The organism is Caenispirillum salinarum, assembly GCF_044803115.1.
GTDB lineage: Bacteria > Pseudomonadota > Alphaproteobacteria > Rhodospirillales > Rhodospirillaceae > Caenispirillum > Caenispirillum salinarum_A.
This window is the reverse complement of sequence record NZ_CP085224.1, coordinates 3,118,279-3,135,688: the sequence shown is the minus strand read 5'-3', so window position 1 is coordinate 3,135,688 and position 17,410 is coordinate 3,118,279. Positions and strand designations below refer to the sequence as shown.

Annotated in this window: 19 protein-coding genes; 12 read left to right on the top strand and 7 right to left on the bottom strand. The window is 68.5% G+C overall.

All coding sequences use genetic code 11. From position 1 onward, the window contains the following. Positions 1-15 precede the first annotated feature (15 nt). Positions 16-879 carry an EipB family protein gene (locus tag LG334_RS14395; protein WP_404379069.1) on the top strand — a complete coding sequence of 288 codons (864 nt, stop codon included), beginning with the start codon at positions 16-18 and terminating at the stop codon, positions 877-879. An 83-nt stretch (positions 880-962) separates the two neighbouring features. On the opposite strand, the gene LG334_RS14390 is transcribed toward LG334_RS14395, so the two are convergent. Both LG334_RS14390 and LG334_RS14385 read right to left on the bottom strand, forming a co-directional pair. Next, the gene (locus LG334_RS14390) at positions 963-1,562 is read right to left on the bottom strand and encodes a 2-hydroxychromene-2-carboxylate isomerase (protein ID WP_404379068.1); all 600 of its coding nucleotides are present in this window, start codon (positions 1,560-1,562) and stop codon (positions 963-965) included. A 75-nt stretch (positions 1,563-1,637) separates the two neighbouring features. Further along, positions 1,638-2,540, bottom strand: coding sequence for an ROK family protein (locus LG334_RS14385; RefSeq protein ID WP_404379066.1), 903 nt, complete (start codon positions 2,538-2,540; stop codon positions 1,638-1,640). A gap of 97 nt (positions 2,541-2,637) precedes the next feature. Between LG334_RS14385 and LG334_RS14380 the strand changes: the two genes are divergently transcribed. Together LG334_RS14380 and LG334_RS14375 are read left to right on the top strand one after the other, a co-directional pair. After that, a complete protein-coding gene (locus LG334_RS14380; RefSeq protein WP_404379065.1) occupies positions 2,638-3,699 on the top strand; it encodes an MBL fold metallo-hydrolase in 1,062 nt (353 codons plus the stop codon). Between the two features lie 75 nt (positions 3,700-3,774). Further along, on the top strand, positions 3,775-3,948 hold the full coding sequence (locus LG334_RS14375; protein WP_404379064.1) for a hypothetical protein: 174 nt from the start codon (positions 3,775-3,777) through the stop codon (positions 3,946-3,948). Between the two features lie 31 nt (positions 3,949-3,979). On the opposite strand, the gene LG334_RS14370 is transcribed toward LG334_RS14375, so the two are convergent. After that, on the bottom strand, positions 3,980-4,333 hold the full coding sequence (locus LG334_RS14370) for a helix-turn-helix transcriptional regulator (RefSeq protein WP_009541087.1): 354 nt from the start codon (positions 4,331-4,333) through the stop codon (positions 3,980-3,982). A 259-nt stretch (positions 4,334-4,592) separates the two neighbouring features. Between LG334_RS14370 and LG334_RS14365 the strand changes: the two genes are divergently transcribed. From LG334_RS14365 to LG334_RS14335, 7 genes are all read left to right on the top strand, one after another. Further along, complete coding sequence (locus tag LG334_RS14365) at positions 4,593-5,522, top strand: histone deacetylase family protein (protein WP_404379063.1); 930 nt, start codon at positions 4,593-4,595, stop codon at positions 5,520-5,522. A 127-nt stretch (positions 5,523-5,649) separates the two neighbouring features. Then, positions 5,650-5,907: an exodeoxyribonuclease VII small subunit gene (locus LG334_RS14360; protein WP_009541089.1), complete on the top strand. Its 258-nt coding sequence runs from the start codon at positions 5,650-5,652 to the stop codon at positions 5,905-5,907. Between the two features lie 85 nt (positions 5,908-5,992). Beyond that, complete coding sequence (locus tag LG334_RS14355; protein WP_404379062.1) at positions 5,993-6,895, top strand: polyprenyl synthetase family protein; 903 nt, start codon at positions 5,993-5,995, stop codon at positions 6,893-6,895. Between the two features lie 32 nt (positions 6,896-6,927). Beyond that, the gene (gene dxs, locus LG334_RS14350; RefSeq protein WP_404379061.1) at positions 6,928-8,847 is read left to right on the top strand and encodes a 1-deoxy-D-xylulose-5-phosphate synthase; all 1,920 of its coding nucleotides are present in this window, start codon (positions 6,928-6,930) and stop codon (positions 8,845-8,847) included. Position 8,848: 1 nt separating this feature from the next. Then, complete coding sequence (locus LG334_RS14345) at positions 8,849-9,622, top strand: TlyA family RNA methyltransferase (RefSeq protein WP_404379060.1); 774 nt, start codon at positions 8,849-8,851, stop codon at positions 9,620-9,622. A 142-nt stretch (positions 9,623-9,764) separates the two neighbouring features. Next, a complete protein-coding gene (locus LG334_RS14340) occupies positions 9,765-10,055 on the top strand; it encodes a hypothetical protein (RefSeq protein WP_404379058.1) in 291 nt (96 codons plus the stop codon). Positions 10,056-10,173: 118 nt separating this feature from the next. Continuing rightward, a complete protein-coding gene (locus LG334_RS14335) occupies positions 10,174-11,454 on the top strand; it encodes a diguanylate cyclase (RefSeq protein WP_404379057.1) in 1,281 nt (426 codons plus the stop codon). Positions 11,455-11,472: 18 nt separating this feature from the next. Here LG334_RS14335 and LG334_RS14330 read toward each other — a convergent pair whose 3' ends face one another. The 4 genes from LG334_RS14330 to LG334_RS14315 form a co-directional block, all read right to left on the bottom strand. Beyond that, complete coding sequence (locus tag LG334_RS14330) at positions 11,473-11,811, bottom strand: hypothetical protein (RefSeq protein WP_404379056.1); 339 nt, start codon at positions 11,809-11,811, stop codon at positions 11,473-11,475. Continuing rightward, positions 11,778-12,647, bottom strand: coding sequence for a DUF2189 domain-containing protein (locus LG334_RS14325; protein ID WP_404379054.1), 870 nt, complete (start codon positions 12,645-12,647; stop codon positions 11,778-11,780). Before LG334_RS14325 ends, LG334_RS14330 begins: the two co-directional genes overlap by 34 nt. A gap of 119 nt (positions 12,648-12,766) precedes the next feature. Then, positions 12,767-13,591: a DUF2189 domain-containing protein gene (locus LG334_RS14320; protein ID WP_404379053.1), complete on the bottom strand. Its 825-nt coding sequence runs from the start codon at positions 13,589-13,591 to the stop codon at positions 12,767-12,769. A 141-nt stretch (positions 13,592-13,732) separates the two neighbouring features. Then, positions 13,733-15,031, bottom strand: coding sequence for a YihY family inner membrane protein (locus LG334_RS14315; RefSeq protein ID WP_404379051.1), 1,299 nt, complete (start codon positions 15,029-15,031; stop codon positions 13,733-13,735). Between the two features lie 116 nt (positions 15,032-15,147). On the opposite strand from LG334_RS14315, the gene fabI reads away from it, so the two are divergent. Together fabI and aroC are read left to right on the top strand one after the other, a co-directional pair. Beyond that, a complete protein-coding gene (gene fabI, locus LG334_RS14310) occupies positions 15,148-15,987 on the top strand; it encodes an enoyl-ACP reductase FabI (RefSeq protein WP_404379050.1) in 840 nt (279 codons plus the stop codon). Positions 15,988-16,232: 245 nt separating this feature from the next. Next, positions 16,233-17,318 carry a chorismate synthase gene (aroC, locus tag LG334_RS14305; RefSeq protein ID WP_404379049.1) on the top strand — a complete coding sequence of 362 codons (1,086 nt, stop codon included), beginning with the start codon at positions 16,233-16,235 and terminating at the stop codon, positions 17,316-17,318. Positions 17,319-17,410: the final 92 nt, after the last annotated feature.

The window sequence follows — 17,410 nt, the reverse complement described above, 5'->3', positions numbered from 1 at the left end:
AGAAGGAACCTGCTTATGAGCCGCATGACGTCTGGCGTTGCTTTGACCGGCGCCCTGGTGCTGGGAGTCACGGCCGCGTCCGCCGCGCCCCGCGCCGAAACCACCGTCGTTGCGCCGGACGCGCTGGTTCCGCATGAGGCGACCTACAACATGCACCTGTCCAGCTCGCGCTCGGGCAGCGGCGTCGTGGGCGCGCGCGGCACCATGCACTACAAGTTCGCCGACACCTGCGACGGCTATGCCGTGAACACGCGCACGCTCCTGTCCATCTCCTACGGCGTCGGGACGCCGGTGATGACAGCGTGGGAATTCACCACGTGGGAAAGCAAGGACGGCAGCCGGTACCGCTTCCAGGTGCGCAACAGCCGCAACGGCCAACTGATCGAGACCATCGACGGCCGCGCCGCCATGCCGGACGACGTCGGTGCCACCGGCACGGTGGAGTTCACCCAGCCGAGCACGCGATCCGCCGAGTTGCCGGTCGGCACCCTGTTCCCGACCGAACATACGCGCCTGCTGCTGGACGAGGCCGACAAGGGCGGGTCCTTCGTGAACCGCAATGTCTTCGACGGGTCGGGGGACCGGGGCACCTACGAGGTCTCGGCGCTCATCGGCAGCCGCCAAGCGGGTCAGCCGGGCGGGCCGGAACAGGCGGCCGCCAGCGCGGAACGCATCGCCGCCAGCCTGCTGGAAGGTCCCGCCTGGACGATGAACATGGCCTTTTTCCCCGAGGGCAGCGCCGCCCCGACGCCGGAATTCCAGGTGGGGCTGACCTACCACGACAACGGCGTCGCCGAGAGCGTTGTCCAGGATTTCGGCGACTTTACCATTTCCGGCGACCTGACGGACCTCAAGCCGCTGGATCGCCCGGACTGCTGAGGGCACGCGGCCCTTCGCCAGGCTCAAAAAACGAAGGAGCACCGGCTTTCAGGCCGGTGCTCCTTTTGCTTGGGGCGGTCGGATCAGGGGGCCGCGAGCTTGCGGTCCAGGAAGTCGAGCCGGTCCTGGCCCCAGAAAATCTCGCCGTTGACCACATAGCTCGGCACGCCGAACACGCCGGCGGCCAGGGCGTCTTCCGTGTTGCGGGTGTGGATGGCGTCCAGGTCCTGCACGGGGTGGGCGCCGAGCAGGTGGTCGGCATCCACACCCGCGAGCAGCGCGGTGGCGCGCAGGGCATCCATGTCGGCCAGGCTCATATCCTCTTCCCACAACTGCCGGCCGAGGGCGGTGGCGAGGCCCAGCGCATCCAGCCCGTCTTCCTGCGCCGCTATGACCATGTGCGCGGCCGTGGTCTCGTCCGAGGGGAAGTTGCGCGGCTGTATGACCATCGGCACGCCCAGGTGCGTGCTCCAGCGCTCCAGTTCCAGCAGGCGGTAGTTGCGGCGCTCCAGCGGGCGCTGGGGCAGAGGTGTGCCACCTGTCTTGGCGAACACTTCGCCCAGCTTCACGGGCTTGACACGGACGGTGGCGCCGTGGCGGGCGGCGATCTCCTGCAGGCGGGCGGACCCGAGATAGCTCCACGGTGAATTGAGGGCGAGGTAATAGTCTACGGTGGCGGCCATGCCGGCGGGCTCCTTCTCCTGATTCTCGGCGTGGGCTTCAGGTGGGGCGCGGGTGCGCGCGGAGCAAGGTCGGCCTCATGCCGGCCACAGCCACGCGGCGCCGCGCACCCCGCTGGAATCGCCGTGGACGGGCGGCACCAGACGGGTGTCGACGCGATCGGAAAACACATGCGTCCTCCACAGCGCCGGAACGCGGTCGTAGAGGTGCGCCATGTTGGACAGTCCGCCGCCCAGCACGATCACATGCGGGTCAAGAACGTTGATGACCCCCGCCAGCGCTTTCGCCAGCCGCCCCGCGTGGCGCTCCAGCGTCGCGATGCAGCCCCGGTCGCCGGCACTGGCGCGGTCGGCGATCGCGGCGGCGGTAAGGGTCTCGCCCATCGTCCGCGCATGATCGGCGGCGAGGCCGGGCCCCGACAGCCATGTCTCGATGCAGCCCGACCGGCCGCAGTAGCAGGGCGGGCCGGGCCGCTCGTCGTCGGTGGGGGCGGGCAGGGGATTGTGGCCCCACTCTCCGGCGATGGCGTTGGGGCCGGAGACCGGCCGGCCGTTGACCACGATGCCGCCGCCCACGCCGGTTCCCAGGATCACGCCGAAGACCAGCGACGCGCCCGCTGCCGCGCCGTCCGTGGCCTCCGACAGGGCGAAGCAGTCGGCATCGTTGGCCAGCCGCACGGGACGGTCGAGCGCCTCTGTCAGGTCGGCGTCCAATGCCTGACCGATCAGCCAGGTGGAGTTGGCGTTCTTCACCCTGCCGGTCGCCGGAGAAATGGCGCCCGGAATACCCACGCCAACCGTGCCCGAGCCGCCGACGGCCTTTTCGACGGTGGCCACAAGGTCGACCACGGCGCGGACGGTGGCCGGGTAGTCTCCGGCCGGCGTATCGACGCGGTGCCGCGCCAGCGTCGTGCCGGAGCCATCAAGCGCGATCGCCTCGATCTTGGTGCCGCCCAGGTCCACGCCAATGCGCAGGGTCATGCCCGTTTCGTCCCTTCTTCGTGGTCTCGTTCGGCGGACAGTCTAGGCCGGAAAGCGGCCCTTGCGGTAGAGGGGCGGCCGTGGCATCTGTTAAGCCATGACAACGAACACGCACAAACCCGCCGGCCCCTTGCGCTTTCCCATCGCCGAGCCGCTTGCTCCCGGCGAACCGCTGGAAGTGGCCGACGGCGTGTTGTGGCTGCGGATGCCGCTGCCGTTCGCGCTGGACCACATCAACCTGTGGCTGGTTGAGGACGGCGACGGGTGGACGTTGGTCGACACAGGGATCGCCAGCGCCGAGACCAAGGGGCTGTGGGATGCGGTGCTGGCCCATCCGGCGCTGAAGGGCAAGCCGGCGCGGCGGCTGATCTGCACCCACTTCCATCCCGACCATATGGGCCTCGCCGGCTGGCTGACCGAGCATCTGAACGTTGGCCTGTGGGCGACGCAGGGGGAGTGGGCGACGGGCATGCTGCTGTCACTGGACACCTCGGACGCGCTGGTGGAGACGCATGAGGACTTCTACCGCCGCGCCGGCTTTCCCGAGGACCGGCTGGCGCTGGTGCGCAAGCGCGGCAACGCCTATGCGCCGCGCGTTTCACCCCTGCCGCGCGCCTACCGCCGCATCGAGGATGGCAATGCAATCACCATCGGCGGGCGTGACTGGCGAGTGATCGTCGGGCGCGGCCATGCGCCGGAGCATGCCGCGCTCTATTGCGAAGAAGCTGGACTGCTGATTTCCGGCGACCAGATCCTGCCGACCATCAGCCCCAACGTCTCGCTCTGGCCCAATGAGCCGGAGGCCAACCCGCTGGACCAGTTCCTGCGGTCGCTGGCCCGCTTCGCGGACCTGCCGCCCGACACGCTGACGTTGCCGAGCCATGGACTGCCGTTCTTCGGTGTGCCGCAGCGGGTGGCGGCCCTGCTCGCCCACCATGCGGAACGCCTGGATGCCGCTGCCGATGCCTGCGGTGCCGGTGCCGGCCGCACGGCGGCGGAAATGGTGCCTGACCTGTTCCGGCGGTCTCTGGACGACCACCAACTGTTCTTCGCGGTGGGCGAGGTGCTGGCCCACTTGCGGCATTTGGAAGCGAGCGGCCGGGTTGCACGCTCGCGCCGTGGCGACGGCGCCGACCTGTATCGTCGGCTCGGGACGTAGGGGCTATCCGTTCGGGTAAGTGGTATCCGTCAGAGCCGGGAACGGACGCTATACTCCGCCGTTTGTTCCACTGTCATGGAACAGGCCCCCACGAACTTCCAGCGCAGGCTGACCCGCCTTGCACTCATCATTGCTGCCGCGACCCTGGTGGCGCTGAGTCAGCAGATGCTGCTGCAGCCTTTGCTGCTCGGCGATCCGGTCCAGGCCCACAACGTCGAACCGCGCCACCAGGAGGCGGCGCGGCCATAGCATCGTCTGTCCGGCGGCGATGGGGCTGCTGTCAGCCGGCGGCGGCGGCCGGACCGCACAGGCGCTCGGCATCGTCCGCACAGTACAGGGTATAGAGGGTGTTGATGACGGCGCTCGCCTCCTCACCCTTCAGGGAATAGAAGATGGTCTGGGCGCTGCGGCGCGTCTTCACCAGGTCGTCCCGACGCAGGCGGGCGAGGTGCTGGCTGAGCGCGGACTGGCTCAGGCCGACGATCTGTTCCAACTGTCCGACCGACTTCTCGCCGTGGAGCAACTGGCACAGGACCATCAGGCGGTGCTCGTTGCTCATCGCCTTCAGCAGCGCGCTGGCGCGGCGCGCGTTCTCCTGCAACTGCTCCAGGTCGATCCCCAAATCTTCCGGCATTTCTTTCCCGTATTTCTTGCAGGCCTATGCCATTGTAGACCGCCCGTTCCATATGAGCAATCGTCTCGGCCGGGACAAGAGGGCGCCCCGCAAACGGCAGTGCCCTGCGCCCGGCCGAAGGTTCCATAATGGCAGACCTGTCTAAAGACCGGTTGCAAGCATGGGCCGCTTGGTGACACATTTTCAACGATTCTGTGGAAGTTACGCCGGGGAGGCCGTCCCGGCGGCAAGATTGGGCGGCGGGGAGGCCGGCGGGAGAATGGCGACGCTTCTGGTCACGCATCATGCGTGCATCGATCACGACACCGGGGACCTTCATCCCGAAAACTCCGACCGTCTGCGGGCCATCATGCGCGTGCTGGAGTCCGAGGACTTCATGATGCTCCACCGCGAGGAAGCTCCCCATGCCACCCGCGAGCAGCTCATGCGGGTGCACCCGCTCAGCTACATCGAGCGCGTGATGGATGCCGTGCCGCACGACGGCCACCACCACATCGACGGTGATACCGTTCTCAGCCCTGAAAGCGGAGAGGCCGCCCTGCGGGCCGCGGGCGCCGTCTGCACCGCCGTGGACGCCGTGTGCCTGGGAGAGGTGCGCAACGCCTTCTGCCCCGTCCGCCCGCCCGGCCACCATGCCGAGCGCGAGCAGGCCATGGGTTTCTGCGTGTTCAACAACGCCGCCATCGGCGCCTATCATGCCCGCGCCGCGCACGGCCTGAAGCGGGTGGCGGTCATCGACTGGGACGTCCATCACGGCAACGGCACGCAGCACATCTTCTGGGACGACCCGGACATGTTCTATGCGTCCACCCATCAGTTTCCCCAGTGGCCCAACTCGGGCGCGCCGGCGGAGACGGGGGCGCACGACAACATCGTCAACGTGCCGCTGCCCGTGCGCTCGGGCGGGGACGAGTTCCGCCAGGCCATGTCCGACGAGATCCTGCCGCGCTTGCGCGAATTCGACCCGGACCTCATCATCATCAGCTGCGGCTTCGACGCCCATGCCAGCGATCCCATGGCCTACCTGTTGTTCCAGGTGCAGGATTTCGTGTGGGCGACCAAGGAGTTGATGGCGATCGCCGACGACTGCTGCGAAGGCCGCGTCGTGTCCGTGCTGGAGGGCGGTTACGACATCCGCGCCCTGGCCGGCTGCACCGTGGCGCATGTCCGCGCGCTGATGGGGCTCTGAACCGCTACCACTCCGGACGTAGGCGCGGGAATGCCGGCGGCCTCAAAGGGTTGTTTGCTTGCCATGCAGGCGCGCCGGGATTTAGACTTCGGCCCCTTCCGAAAGTTTTGCAGGACAAGACCCAGGCATGGCCGAAGACGCTTCCATTCCCGCCGACATCGCCCAGCTTTCCTTCGAGGACGCCATGACCGCGCTGGAGGACATCGTCCGCCAGCTCGAGGGCGGCAAGGTCAAGCTTGACGAGGCCGTCGACGCCTACGAGCGGGGCGTGGCGCTGCGCAAGCACTGCGAGACCAAGCTGAACGAGGCCCGCCAGCGGGTGGAGAAGATTACCCTGTCCGGCGACGGCCGCCCCACCGGCGCGACGCCGCTCGACGTGGGCTGACCCCGTCGTTGCCATCCCGCCCTGCGCCCGGTGTCCGCCGCCCGGACGCCGCTTCCCGCCGCATCGCCCAGGAGTGTCCACAAGCATGAGCCGCCTGCCCGAGATCATGGCCGACCGCGCCGCCGCCGTGGAAGAAGAGCTGACGCGCCTTCTGCCGGTGGATGACTGCCCCGAGGTGCGCCTGTGGCAGGCCATGCGCTATTCCTGCCTGAACGGCGGCAAGCGGTTGCGTCCCTTCCTGGTGATGACCAGCGCCGGGCTGTTCAACGTGTCGGAAAAGGCGGCCCTGCGCGTCGCGGCGGCGGTGGAGATGGTGCACAGCTACTCGCTGGTGCACGACGACCTGCCGGCCATGGACGACGACGACCTGCGTCGCGGCCGGCCCACCTGTCATGTGGAGTTCGACGAGGCGACCGCCATCCTGGCCGGCGACGCCCTTCTGACCCGGGCGTTCGAGCTTCTGGGCGATCCCGGCTCCCACACCGATCCGGCGGTCCGCGCCGACCTTGTGACCGAACTTGCGAAGGCCGCCGGCGGGCGCGGCATGGTGGGCGGCCAGATGGTCGACCTGCTGGCCGAGCGCGACGAATCCTATGGCAAGTTCATGGATGTCAACGCCGTCACCCGCATGCACCAGATGAAGACCGGCCGGCTGATAGGGTTCTCCTGCCTGGCCGGCGCGATTTTGGGCAAGGCGGCGCCCAGCCTGCGCCAGGCGTTGTCCAGCTACGCGCACGACATGGGGCTTGCCTTTCAGATCGTTGACGACCTGCTGGACGTCGAGGGCGATGCCGCCGAGGTGGGAAAGACCATCGGCAAGGACGCCGCCGCCGGCAAACAGACCTTTGTTTCGCTTCTGGGGGTTGAGCGAGCGCGCACGCAGGCCGAAATGTTGATACAGCAGGCCGTTGCGCACCTGAAACCCTTCGACCGCGAGGCCGACCTGCTGCGCGACGTCGCCCAGTTCGTGCTGACGCGCCGCGCCTGATCCCGATTGCTTGCTCCGCAGAGGACACCGTCTTGACCCAGCGACCCGAGACCCCCCTCCTGGACACCGTCAAGAGCCCCGAGGACATGCGCAAGCTGTCCGTCGACCAGCTGGCCCAGTTGGCCGCCGAGGTGCGCGCCGACCTGATCGACGCCGTATCGCGCGTCGGCGGCCACCTGGGTGCGGGCCTTGGCGTGGTCGAGCTGACGGTGGCGCTGCACCATGTGTTCAACACACCGACCGACCGCCTGATCTGGGACGTCGGCCACCAGTGCTATCCGCACAAGATCGTCACCGGCCGGCGCGACGGCCTGCGCACGGTCCGCCAGCCGGGTGGCATCTCGGGCTTCACCCTGCGCAGCGAGAGCGAATACGACCCCTTCGGCGCCGGCCACAGCTCTACCTCCATCTCCGCCGGCCTGGGCATGAAGGTGGCCTGCGACCTGGCGGGCGACGACCGGCACGTCATCTGCGTCATCGGCGACGGCGCCATGTCGGCCGGCATGGCGTACGAGGCCATGAACAACGCCGGCGCCATGGACGCCAAGCTGATCGTCATCCTCAACGACAATGACATGAGCATCGCGCCCGCCGTGGGCGCCATGTCGGCGTACCTGTCCAAGGTGCTGTCGTCCAAGCCCTGGCTGTCGGCGCGCCAGCTCGCGAAGGAAATGGCGGCACGTTTCCCCGGCCCCATCAACCGGGCGGCCAAGCGGGCGGAGGAATACGCTCGCGGCATGATGACCGGCGGCACCCTGTTCGAGGAAATGGGCTTCTACTACGTCGGCCCCATCGACGGCCACAAGATGGACCACCTGGTGCCGGTCCTGAAGAACGTGCGCGACAGCGACCCGCAGGGGCCGGTGCTGATCCACTGCATCACACAGAAGGGCCGCGGCTACGCCCCCGCCGAGGCCGCCGCCGACAAGTACCACGGCGTATCCAAGTTCGACGTGGTGACCGGCACCCAGGCCAAGGCCAAGCCCAACGCGCCCAGCTATACCTCGGTCTTCGCCAATGCCCTGGTGGCAGAGGCGCGCGAGGACGACAAGGTGGTCGCCATCACCGCCGCCATGCCGGGCGGCACGGGGCTGGACAAGTTCGGCAAGGAATTCCCCGAGCGCACGTTTGACGTGGGCATCGCCGAGCAGCACGCCGTCACCTTCGCCGCCGGTCTCGCCAGCGAGGGCTACAAGCCCTTCGCCGCCATCTACTCCACGTTCCTGCAGCGCGGGTACGATCAGGTGGTGCACGACGTGGCGATCCAGAACCTGCCGGTGCGCTTCGCCATCGACCGCGCGGGCTTCGTCGGCGCTGATGGGGCGACCCACCAGGGCAGCTTCGACCTCTGCTACATGTGCTGCCTGCCCAATATGACGTTCCTGTGTCCGGCCGACGAGGCGGAACTGATGCACGCCGTGGCGACGGCCGTCTCCCACGACAGCGGCCCGTTCGCCTTCCGCTATCCCCGCGGCGAGGGCGTTGGCACGCAGCTTCCCGAGAAGGGCGAGGTGCTGGAGATCGGCAAGGGCCGCATCCTGCGCGAGGGCTCCACCGTCGCAATCCTCTCGCTGGGCACGCGCCTGACCGCGGCGCAGAAGGCCGCCGAGGACCTGGCGGCCAAGGGCCTGTCCTGTACGGTGGCCGACGCCCGCTTCGCCAAGCCCATCGACACCGAGCTGGTCAAGCGCCTGGCGGCCGACCACGAGGTGCTGATCACGGTGGAGGAGGGTGCGCGCGGCGGCTTCGGCGCCCATGTGCTGCACTTCCTGGCCGAGGAAGGATTGCTGGATGCCGGCCTGAAGGTCCGCACCATGTGCTTCCCCGACCGCTTCATCGAGCACGAGAAGCCCGACACCCAGATCGCCATGGCCCGCCTCACGCCCGAGGACATCGTGGCGACGGCGCTGAAGGCACTCGGCCGCGGCGAAGAGGGCGCGGCGCGCGCCTGACATGCCGACGCAAAAGGTGGAGAAGGTCCGGCTCGACCAGGCGCTGTTCGACCGGGGCCTCGTCGAGACGCGCACCCGCGCCCAGGCGCTCATCATGGCCGGCAAGGTGTTTTCCGGCGAGCGCAAGCTCGACAAGGCCGGCCAGAAGATTGCCGCCGACACCGCCCTTGAGGTGCGCGGGCAGGACCATCCCTGGGTCTCGCGCGGGGGGCTTAAGCTTGCCAAGGCGCTGGAACAGTTCGACATCGACCCGGCCGGGTTGACGGCCGTGGACGTCGGCGCCTCCACCGGCGGCTTCACCGACGTGCTGCTGCAGAATGGGACGCGGAAGGTCTATGCGGTCGATGTCGGCTACGGGCAGCTTGCCCACCGCTTGCGCACCGACGACCGCGTGGTTGTCATGGAGCGCACCAACGCCCGCCACCTGACCGACGCCGACGTGCCCGAGCCCGTGGACATGGTGGTCTGCGATGCCAGTTTCATCGGCCTGCGCACGGTGCTGCCGGCGGCCATGGCGCTGGCGCGGGAGGGGGCGTGGCTGGTGGCCCTGATCAAGCCCCAGTTCGAGGTGGGCAAGGAGCGCGTCGGCAAGGGCGGCGTGGTGCGCGACCCCGCCCTGCACCACGAGGTGTGCGAAACCATCCGCGGCTGGCTCGACGGTCTGCCCGAGTGGGAGGTGGTGGGCCTGACCGAAAGCCCGATCACGGGGCCGGAGGGCAATATCGAATTCCTCATAGCCGCCCGGAGAATGGCGCGACCGAACGGCGCATCTTAAACTCAAACCATGCGGCGGCGCGCGCGTTTATCCCGGCACCAGGGGTCGCGCGGCGCCGGGGCCGATGCCCGGCATGCCGACCCGCCATCGCCGCGTCGGACGGCGGCGCAGGACACGTTCGTTTGAGTGTGAGGCCGCAGCAATGCTGGATGCGTCTGCGATCGCGGAGTCGAGCGGGACCGCGTGGGACCGCCGGATCATTCGCACCTTTTCCCAGGGCGCCTATCTGGTGCGCGAATATGAAATGCCCTCCGACCACCGCCAACTGGTGACCATGGAGCGCACCAGTTGGCCGCACTGGCGCAAGTGGAAGGTCAGCCGCGACGACACCTTCATCGCCGAAACCTTCTGGCGCTGGAAGGTGCACGCCTGGTTCCTGGCGCGGCTGAATCCGGTGTCGGAGTTCCTGCGCCCCTTCGGCTGGCCCTGGTGACCGTCTGCCGCCGGCGTCGGGAAGCCGCACTGCGGGTGGGGAGATTCGGGCTGGACCCGTCTTCCGTGTGCTGTATGCTCTGCCTCGAGGGATAAGAGGATACAGCAGGGGACGGCTCATGATCCGGCGGGCTGTGGGTAGCCTGTCCATCGGCGCGTGGCTTTCAATCATCTTTATCGGCGTCGCGGCGGCGGTGGCGGCGGGGATGCCCATCGTCACCAGCTATCAGGAGGAAGCCGCCGTAAGGCGGCTGGCGACGGCTGAATCGCGCCGGGCCTCGCAACTGGTGTTCGATCACCTGTATTCGGTCATGCGCAAGGGCTGGACCCGCAGCGAGATCGACGAGATCGTCGCCCGCATCAATCGTCACGATGAAACCATGGGCGTGCGCGTCTACCGCAGCGCCGGCGTGGCAGAGGAATTCGGTGCGCACCCTCCCTCCGCCGAGGCGCGCAAGACCGATCCGATGGTGCGCCAGGCGTTCATGGACGGGGCGGAAAGGCTGGTCGAGAGCAGCGAGTCCGTGCGCTACCTGTATCCGTTGCTGGCCGAGGAATCCTGCCTGTCGTGCCACGACACCGCCAATCTCGGCGACGTGAACGGCATCATCGACATCCGGTTCCCGACCGAGGAACTGCGCGTGCCCCTGCGCGTCACCCTGCGATCCGCCGGATGGCTCTATGTGGGTGGCGCGGTCGCGCTGTTCCTGCTGCTGTTCATCATGCTGCGCCGCCTGATCACACGGCCCATCGTGGAACTGTCGGAGACCATGCGCCACATCGTCGACCGCGACGACCTGGGCCGCCGCGTCGCGGCCCGGTCCATCTGGCCGCGCGAGGTGACGTCGGTGGCCGACGACTTCAACACCCTGATGGCCGAACTGGAGGAGAGCCGCGAGGAGTTGCTCCAGCAATCCGTGCGCGACGGCCTGACGGGCTGCTTCAACCGCCGCCGGTTCGACAGTGCCCTGCACGGCGAGGCCGAGCGGGCGCGGCGCTACGGCCGGCCGCTGTCGGTGATCCTGGTGGACCTGGACCGCTTCAAGCCCATCAACGACATCCACGGCCACGCGGCCGGGGACGCGGTGCTGAAAGGCGTGGCCGAGACCCTGGCCGACAATGTCCGCAGTTCCGACCTTGTGGCCCGCGTCGGCGGCGACGAATTCGCCATCCTGGCGCCTGAAACGGGGGCGGATCAGGCGCGTGCGCTGGCCTCCAAGGTGTCGCAGGCCGTGGCGGAGAAGCGGGTGGTGTTCGGGCACCTGTCGCTGTCGGTCGGCGCCAGTTGCGGTGCCTCGACCCTCGATCCCGAAAGCGGCGAGGGCGCCGCCGCGCTGATGGAGCGCGCCGACGAGGCCATGTACAAAATCAAGAAGGCCCGCCACATGCAGCGGGCGTGAGGGGTGGCCCTCCGCCGCCTACTGCTGCGCGATGGAGATGAACGCGCCGTCGCCGGTGGTCTCGCTGCGGCTGACAAGGCCGGAGGGGCCGGTCAGCACCGCGCTCAGGCTGCCGTCGCCCTGCTGCACGATCCGGCAGTCCACGCCCTCGCCAAGCTCCCAGCTCTGTTCGCTGGTGCCCTCGATGATCACCGGCTCCTGCCCGCGCACGATGCACCGGCCCTCATAGGCGGCCCCGCCGTTGGGGGTGACGGTCAGGGTCTGGTTCCCCATCGGCAGGATCTGCTCCACCGTGGAGCAGCCGCTCAGCGCGGCGGTCGCGATCACGAGGAGGAGGGCGGCGGCGGATCGTCCCATTCAACAACATCCCTGTAGGCGTGCCAGGTGGCGTGGCCGATCAGCGGCAGGGTCACGATCAGGCCCAGGAAGGCCGTCGCGAGGCCGATGCCGGTGAACGCCACGATGAGTGCCGCCCAGAGTACCATGGCTTTCGGACTTTTGAAGACCGCCTGAGCACTGACAATGGCACCGGCGAAGATATCGCTGCGCCGATCGAGCATCATGGGCAGGCTGAATGCGCCGAACACGAAGGCGACCACCGCAAAGCCGAAGCCGATCACCGTGCCCACGGTCAGGAACACGATACCGTCCGCAGAACCCAGCGCCCCCAGAAGCGCCGCGCCACTCATGTTGGTGTAGGGGAAGCTCACGGCGAAGACCAGGGCGGCGATGCGCACCCAGATCATCATGAAAAGCATCAGCACGAGCCCCGCGGTCAGGATATGGAAGGTGTTGTGGCGGAACGAGAGCAGCGCAGAGCGGAAGCTGGGATCGCGGCCCTGTTCCATGCGGTGGCTCATCTCGTAGAAGCCGACCGCCAGCGACGGCGCCACCAGGAGGAACCCGGCGATCATGGGGGTCAGCAGATAGAGCATGCCGAGGTTCGCCAGCCCGAACCAGATGCCGTAGCCCAGGGCGACGAACACCGCGCCGAAGGCCGGGCTGCGCCAGCCGGCCGCCCGCATGTCCGCCCAGCCCGCCCGCAGCCAGCCCCACACCTGCACCGTGGTGACCGGCCGGATGCGGTCGTGGAAGGGCAGGGGGATGTTTGTTTCGGCGACTCTCAGGTCCTTCTCGCCGCTGCCGTGGTGCTGGTGGTGTTCGTCCGCGTGGCTGTGGGGACCGTGGTTCATGGGGTGACGCCTCCCGTCCGGCGGATGTGTTTGTTGTCGTTGTGCCCTGATGTTGCGCGGCGGCGCGGCCTCTCGCGAAGGCCGGGCGCCGCCCGCCGGTAAGGGTCTGCCTTTGTCGTCTAGGGCCGCGCGATCAGCGCCCGATAGGCGTGCCAACTGGCATGGCCGATCAATGGCATGACGATGATGAGCCCGATAAAGAAGGTTGCGATGCCCGCCGCCGTCGCCACCGCGATAATGGCCGCCCACAGCGCCATGGCGCGCGGGTTGCGGAGTACCGCCTGCATGCTGGCAAGCGCCGTGGTGAAGAAATCCGATCCCGGCCGGTCCAGCATCATGGGCAGCGAGACGGCGCAGAACAGGAAGGCCGTCGCCGCGAAGGCCCCGCCGATCAGCCCCGCCGCCAGCAGGAACACCAGCCCCGCCGGCGTCGCCAGCTGCGCCAGCATGGCCTCGGTGGAGAAGCCTGTGGCCGGGAACATCAGCGCGAAGATCAGGGTGGAGACGCGCACCCAGATCAGCGCGAACAGCATCAGCACCAGTCCGGCCGTCATCAGGTGGAACAGGTTGACGCGCGGCGCCGTGATGGCATCGCCCAGCGAGACGCGCTCGCCGGCTTCAAGGCGTTTGCTGATCTGGTAGAACCCGATGGCGAGCACCGGCGCCACCAGGGTGAAGGCCGCCGCCAACGGCAGCAGCAGGTAGCCGTGCCCGATCTCGGACAGGCCGAAGGCGATGACGTAGCCCGCCAGGGCGAAGACGCCGCCATAGAGGATGCTGGTAAGGCCGCCGCGCGTCAGGTCACGCCATCCGGCCGCCAGCCATTCGAAAACGTCCTGGGTGCGCACGTCGCGGACCTGGTCCGCGTAGGGCAGGTGCACCCGGCCGCCGAACCTGTCATGCGAGCCGGGGGTGTGCTGCGTCGGGGTCTGATGGCCGTCCATGATCGATCTCCTCCGTCACGCGATCAGCGGCGGAACGAGATGCGACCGGCAGTCCCTGCTCTTCGTGACCCTCTTGCACGCCGGAATACATGACCGGCGCGAGGGGTCTTGTAAAGAGAGTGGGAGCAACCGGCCCGCGCGTCAAGAGGCGCGATGGGGTCGGACGTGGGCGATGGGGCGCTCGCTGCGCAGAATGTTGGCCAGCGGGGTTTCCAGAGCCGGGCGTTCGGCGTCGTGCAGGCGCTCCAGCGTGTCCGACAGGGCGCCCCGCCACGGCCGGTCCACCACCGGAGGCAGGGTTTCCGGCAGCCCCAGGCCCAAGGCGCGGGCGACGTCGCCCAGCGTGGCGTGACGCAGGTCGCGGGCGATGATCCAGCGGCGGCGGTCGGTGCGGGCCAGGATGCCGCCGCGCTCCAGCGACTCCAGCACATGCACGAAGGCGGCTTCCGGCGCGCCGGTGGCGTTCAGCAGCTCCGGCCGGCGCAGCCCGCTGCCGCCCTCGGCGCTGTCGTCGACCAGCCGCCCCAGCAGGTCGAAGGCGATGATGAGGCGGCGGATGCCGGGCTCGTCGTTCTCCACCTGGGCCAGTTGCATGCGCCACTCGGGCCGGCTGGCGGTGATGACGGCGCCCAGCAGCACCACCGTCCAACTGGCGAACAGCCAGGTCAGGAACAGGGGCAGGGCGGCCAGCGCGCCGTAAAGGGTGAAGTAGTTCTGCGCCTGCGCCACATAGATCACGAAGCCGAACCGAAGTGCCGCGAACATGGCCGCCGCCACGGCCGCGCCCACCAGCGCGTCCTTGAACCGCACCCGCCGGTTGGGCACCACCATGTAGAACAGCGTGAAGGCCATCAGCGTCAGCAGGAACGGCGCGATGGCGCTGAGCGGCCCGCCGGCGAAGTTCACCACGTCCGACACCGTGCGGTCGTCCAGCGACAGCAGCCAGCTCGACAGGCTGAAGCTGGCGCCGAGCAGCAGCGGGCCCAAGGTCATCACCGTCCAGTAGACCACGAACCGCCCCACCAGCGACCGCGCCCGGCTGACCCGGAAGATGTGGTTGAAGGCGTGTTCCACCGTGGTCAGCAGCAGCAGCGCGATCACGGCCAGGCCCAGCACGCCGACGATGGTCAGCTCCGCCGAGGCGTCGACGAAGCGCGCCACGGCCTCCTGCACCTGCTCGCCGAAGCTGGGGACGAAGTTCTGGAAAATCAGGTCCTCGATCCGGCCGCGCAAGTCTCCCATCGCCGGAAAGGCGGCCAGGATGGCGAAGCCGATGGCCAGCATGGGCACAAGGCCGATCAGCGAGATGTAGCCCAGGTCGCCGGCCACCAGCAAAACCTGGTCGGCCAGCACCCGGCGGACGACGTAGCGCGGGAAGGCGGCCGCGCGCGCCACCGGTCCTCCGGCCCGCGCCGCGGCGGCGTCCACCCGGCTTTTCATCTTTGTGCCCCAATCCCTGGGCATGCGCCTTTGACCCCCTGTCATCTTGGTGTAGGATGCCGCGTCCTTTCGACGGGTGCCAACCCTTTACCAGATCAACGCACAAGAGAAGACGCATGACCGCTGCCACTTCCCTCATGGCGGGCAAGAAAGGCCTTATCATGGGCGTCGCCAACGACAAGTCGATCGCCTGGGCGATCGCCAAGGCGGCGCGCGAGGCCGGAGCCGAGCTGGCCTTCACCTACCAGGGCGACGCCCTGCTCAAGCGGGTCAAGCCGCTGGCCGAAAGCGTCGGCTCTGACTTCGTCGTGCCCTGCGACGTGACCGACGAAGCCAGCATGGACGCCGTCTTCGCCGAGGTCGAGAAACGCTGGGGCAGGCTGGATTTCGTGCTGCACGGCATCGCCTGGGCCGACAAGGACCAGCTGAAGGGCCGCTACGTCGACACCACGCTGGACAACTTCAGCCGCAGCCTCCAGATCTCCTGCTTCTCCTTCACCGACGTCTGCCGTCGCGCCGCGCCGCTGATGACCGACGGCGGCTCGCTGCTGACGCTCACGTATTACGGCGCCGAGCGCGTGATGCCCCACTACAACGTGATGGGCGTCGCCAAGGCCGCGCTGGAAGCCAGCGTCCGCTACCTCGCCACCGACCTGGGCGAGGACAACATCCGCGTCAACAGCCTGTCGGCCGGGCCGATCAAGACACTGGCGGCCTCGGGCATCGGGGACTTCCGCCAGATCCTGCGCTGGAACGAGCTGAACGCGCCGCTGCGCCGTAACGTCACGCTGGAAGACGTGGGCAAGTCGGGCATGTATCTGCTCTCCGACCTTTCCTCGGGCGTGACCGGCGAGAACCACCACGTGGACTGCGGCTACCACACCGTCGGCATGCTGGAACCCGACAGCGCGCCGCAACTGGCCGAGATGCTGGGGCAGTTCAAGGTGAAGGGGTAAGCCGGGGGAGCGCCCAAGCGCGCTCGGGGGGCGCAGCCTCCCGAGCCCTCCAGTTTTTTATGAGTGGGCGGCGGGTGTGACGGCTTGCCTTCTCGTCATTCCTGCGAGAGCAGGAGTCCACGCCCCGCCGCCAGCCCTTTTCCAGAAGACGAAAAACTGAGAGGTTTGGAGGGCTGCGCCCTCCAATCGGGGGGATCGGGGGGCCGAGGCCCCCCGTATTTCCGTCATGCAAGAGGGATCAAGCGATGTCCGGCAACGGTTTCGGCCACCTGTTCCGTTTCACGACCTTCGGCGAGAGCCACGGCCCGGCCATCGGCTGCGTGGTGGACGGCGTGCCGCCGCGCATTCCGCTGACGGCCGGGGACATCCAGGCCGAGCTGGACCGCCGCCGTCCCGGCACCTCGCGCCACACCACCCAGCGCCGCGAGCCGGACGAGGTGGAGATCCTCTCGGGCGTGTTCGAGGGCGTGACCACCGGCACCCCCATCGGCCTGTTGATCCGCAACGTCGACCAGCGCAGCAAGGACTATGGCGAGATCGCGCAGCAGTTCCGCCCCGGCCATGCCGACGTCACCTACTGGCAGAAGTACGGCATCCGCGACTATCGCGGCGGCGGGCGGTCTTCGGCGCGCGAGACGGCCATGCGCGTCGCCGCCGGCGCCATCGCGCGCAAGGTGCTCGACCACCTGGTGCCCGGCGGGGTGAAGGTGCAGGGCGCGATGGTCCAGATGGGCCCCCACGGCATCGACCGGCAGGGCTGGGACTGGAATCAGGTGAGCGCCAACCCCTTCTTCTGCCCCGACGCCAAGGCGGCGGCCAAGTGGGAGGCCTACCTTGACGAGGTCCGCAAGGCGGGCTCGTCGGTCGGCGCGGTGGTGGAGGTCGTGGCGGCCAACGTGCCGCCGGGCCTGGGCGCGCCGGTCTACGACAAGCTGGACTCCGACCTCGCCAAGGCGCTGATGAGCATCAACGCCGTGAAGGGGGTGGAGATCGGCAACGGCTTCGATGCCGCCGCGCTGACCGGCGAGGACAACGCCGACGAGATGCGCATGAACGAGGACGGCTCGGTCCGCTACCTGTCCAACAACGCGGGCGGCGTGCTGGGCGGCATCTCCACGGGCCAGCCGGTGGTGGCGCGCCTGGCGGTCAAGCCGACGTCGTCCATCCTGACCCCGCGCCAGAGCGTCGACATTCACGGGCAGGAGGTGGACGTCCGCACCAAGGGCCGCCACGACCCCTGCGTCGGCATCCGCGCCGTGCCCGTGGCCGAGGCCATGGTCGCCTGCGTGCTGGCCGACCACCTGCTGCGCCACCGCGCGCAGTGCGGGTGAGGGGCCATTATACGCGTCGATGATTGAAATCATCGACGCTGCGTTCACTCGGCACGCAGCCTCACGCGCCATAAGGCGCGGCGGCCGGTCGG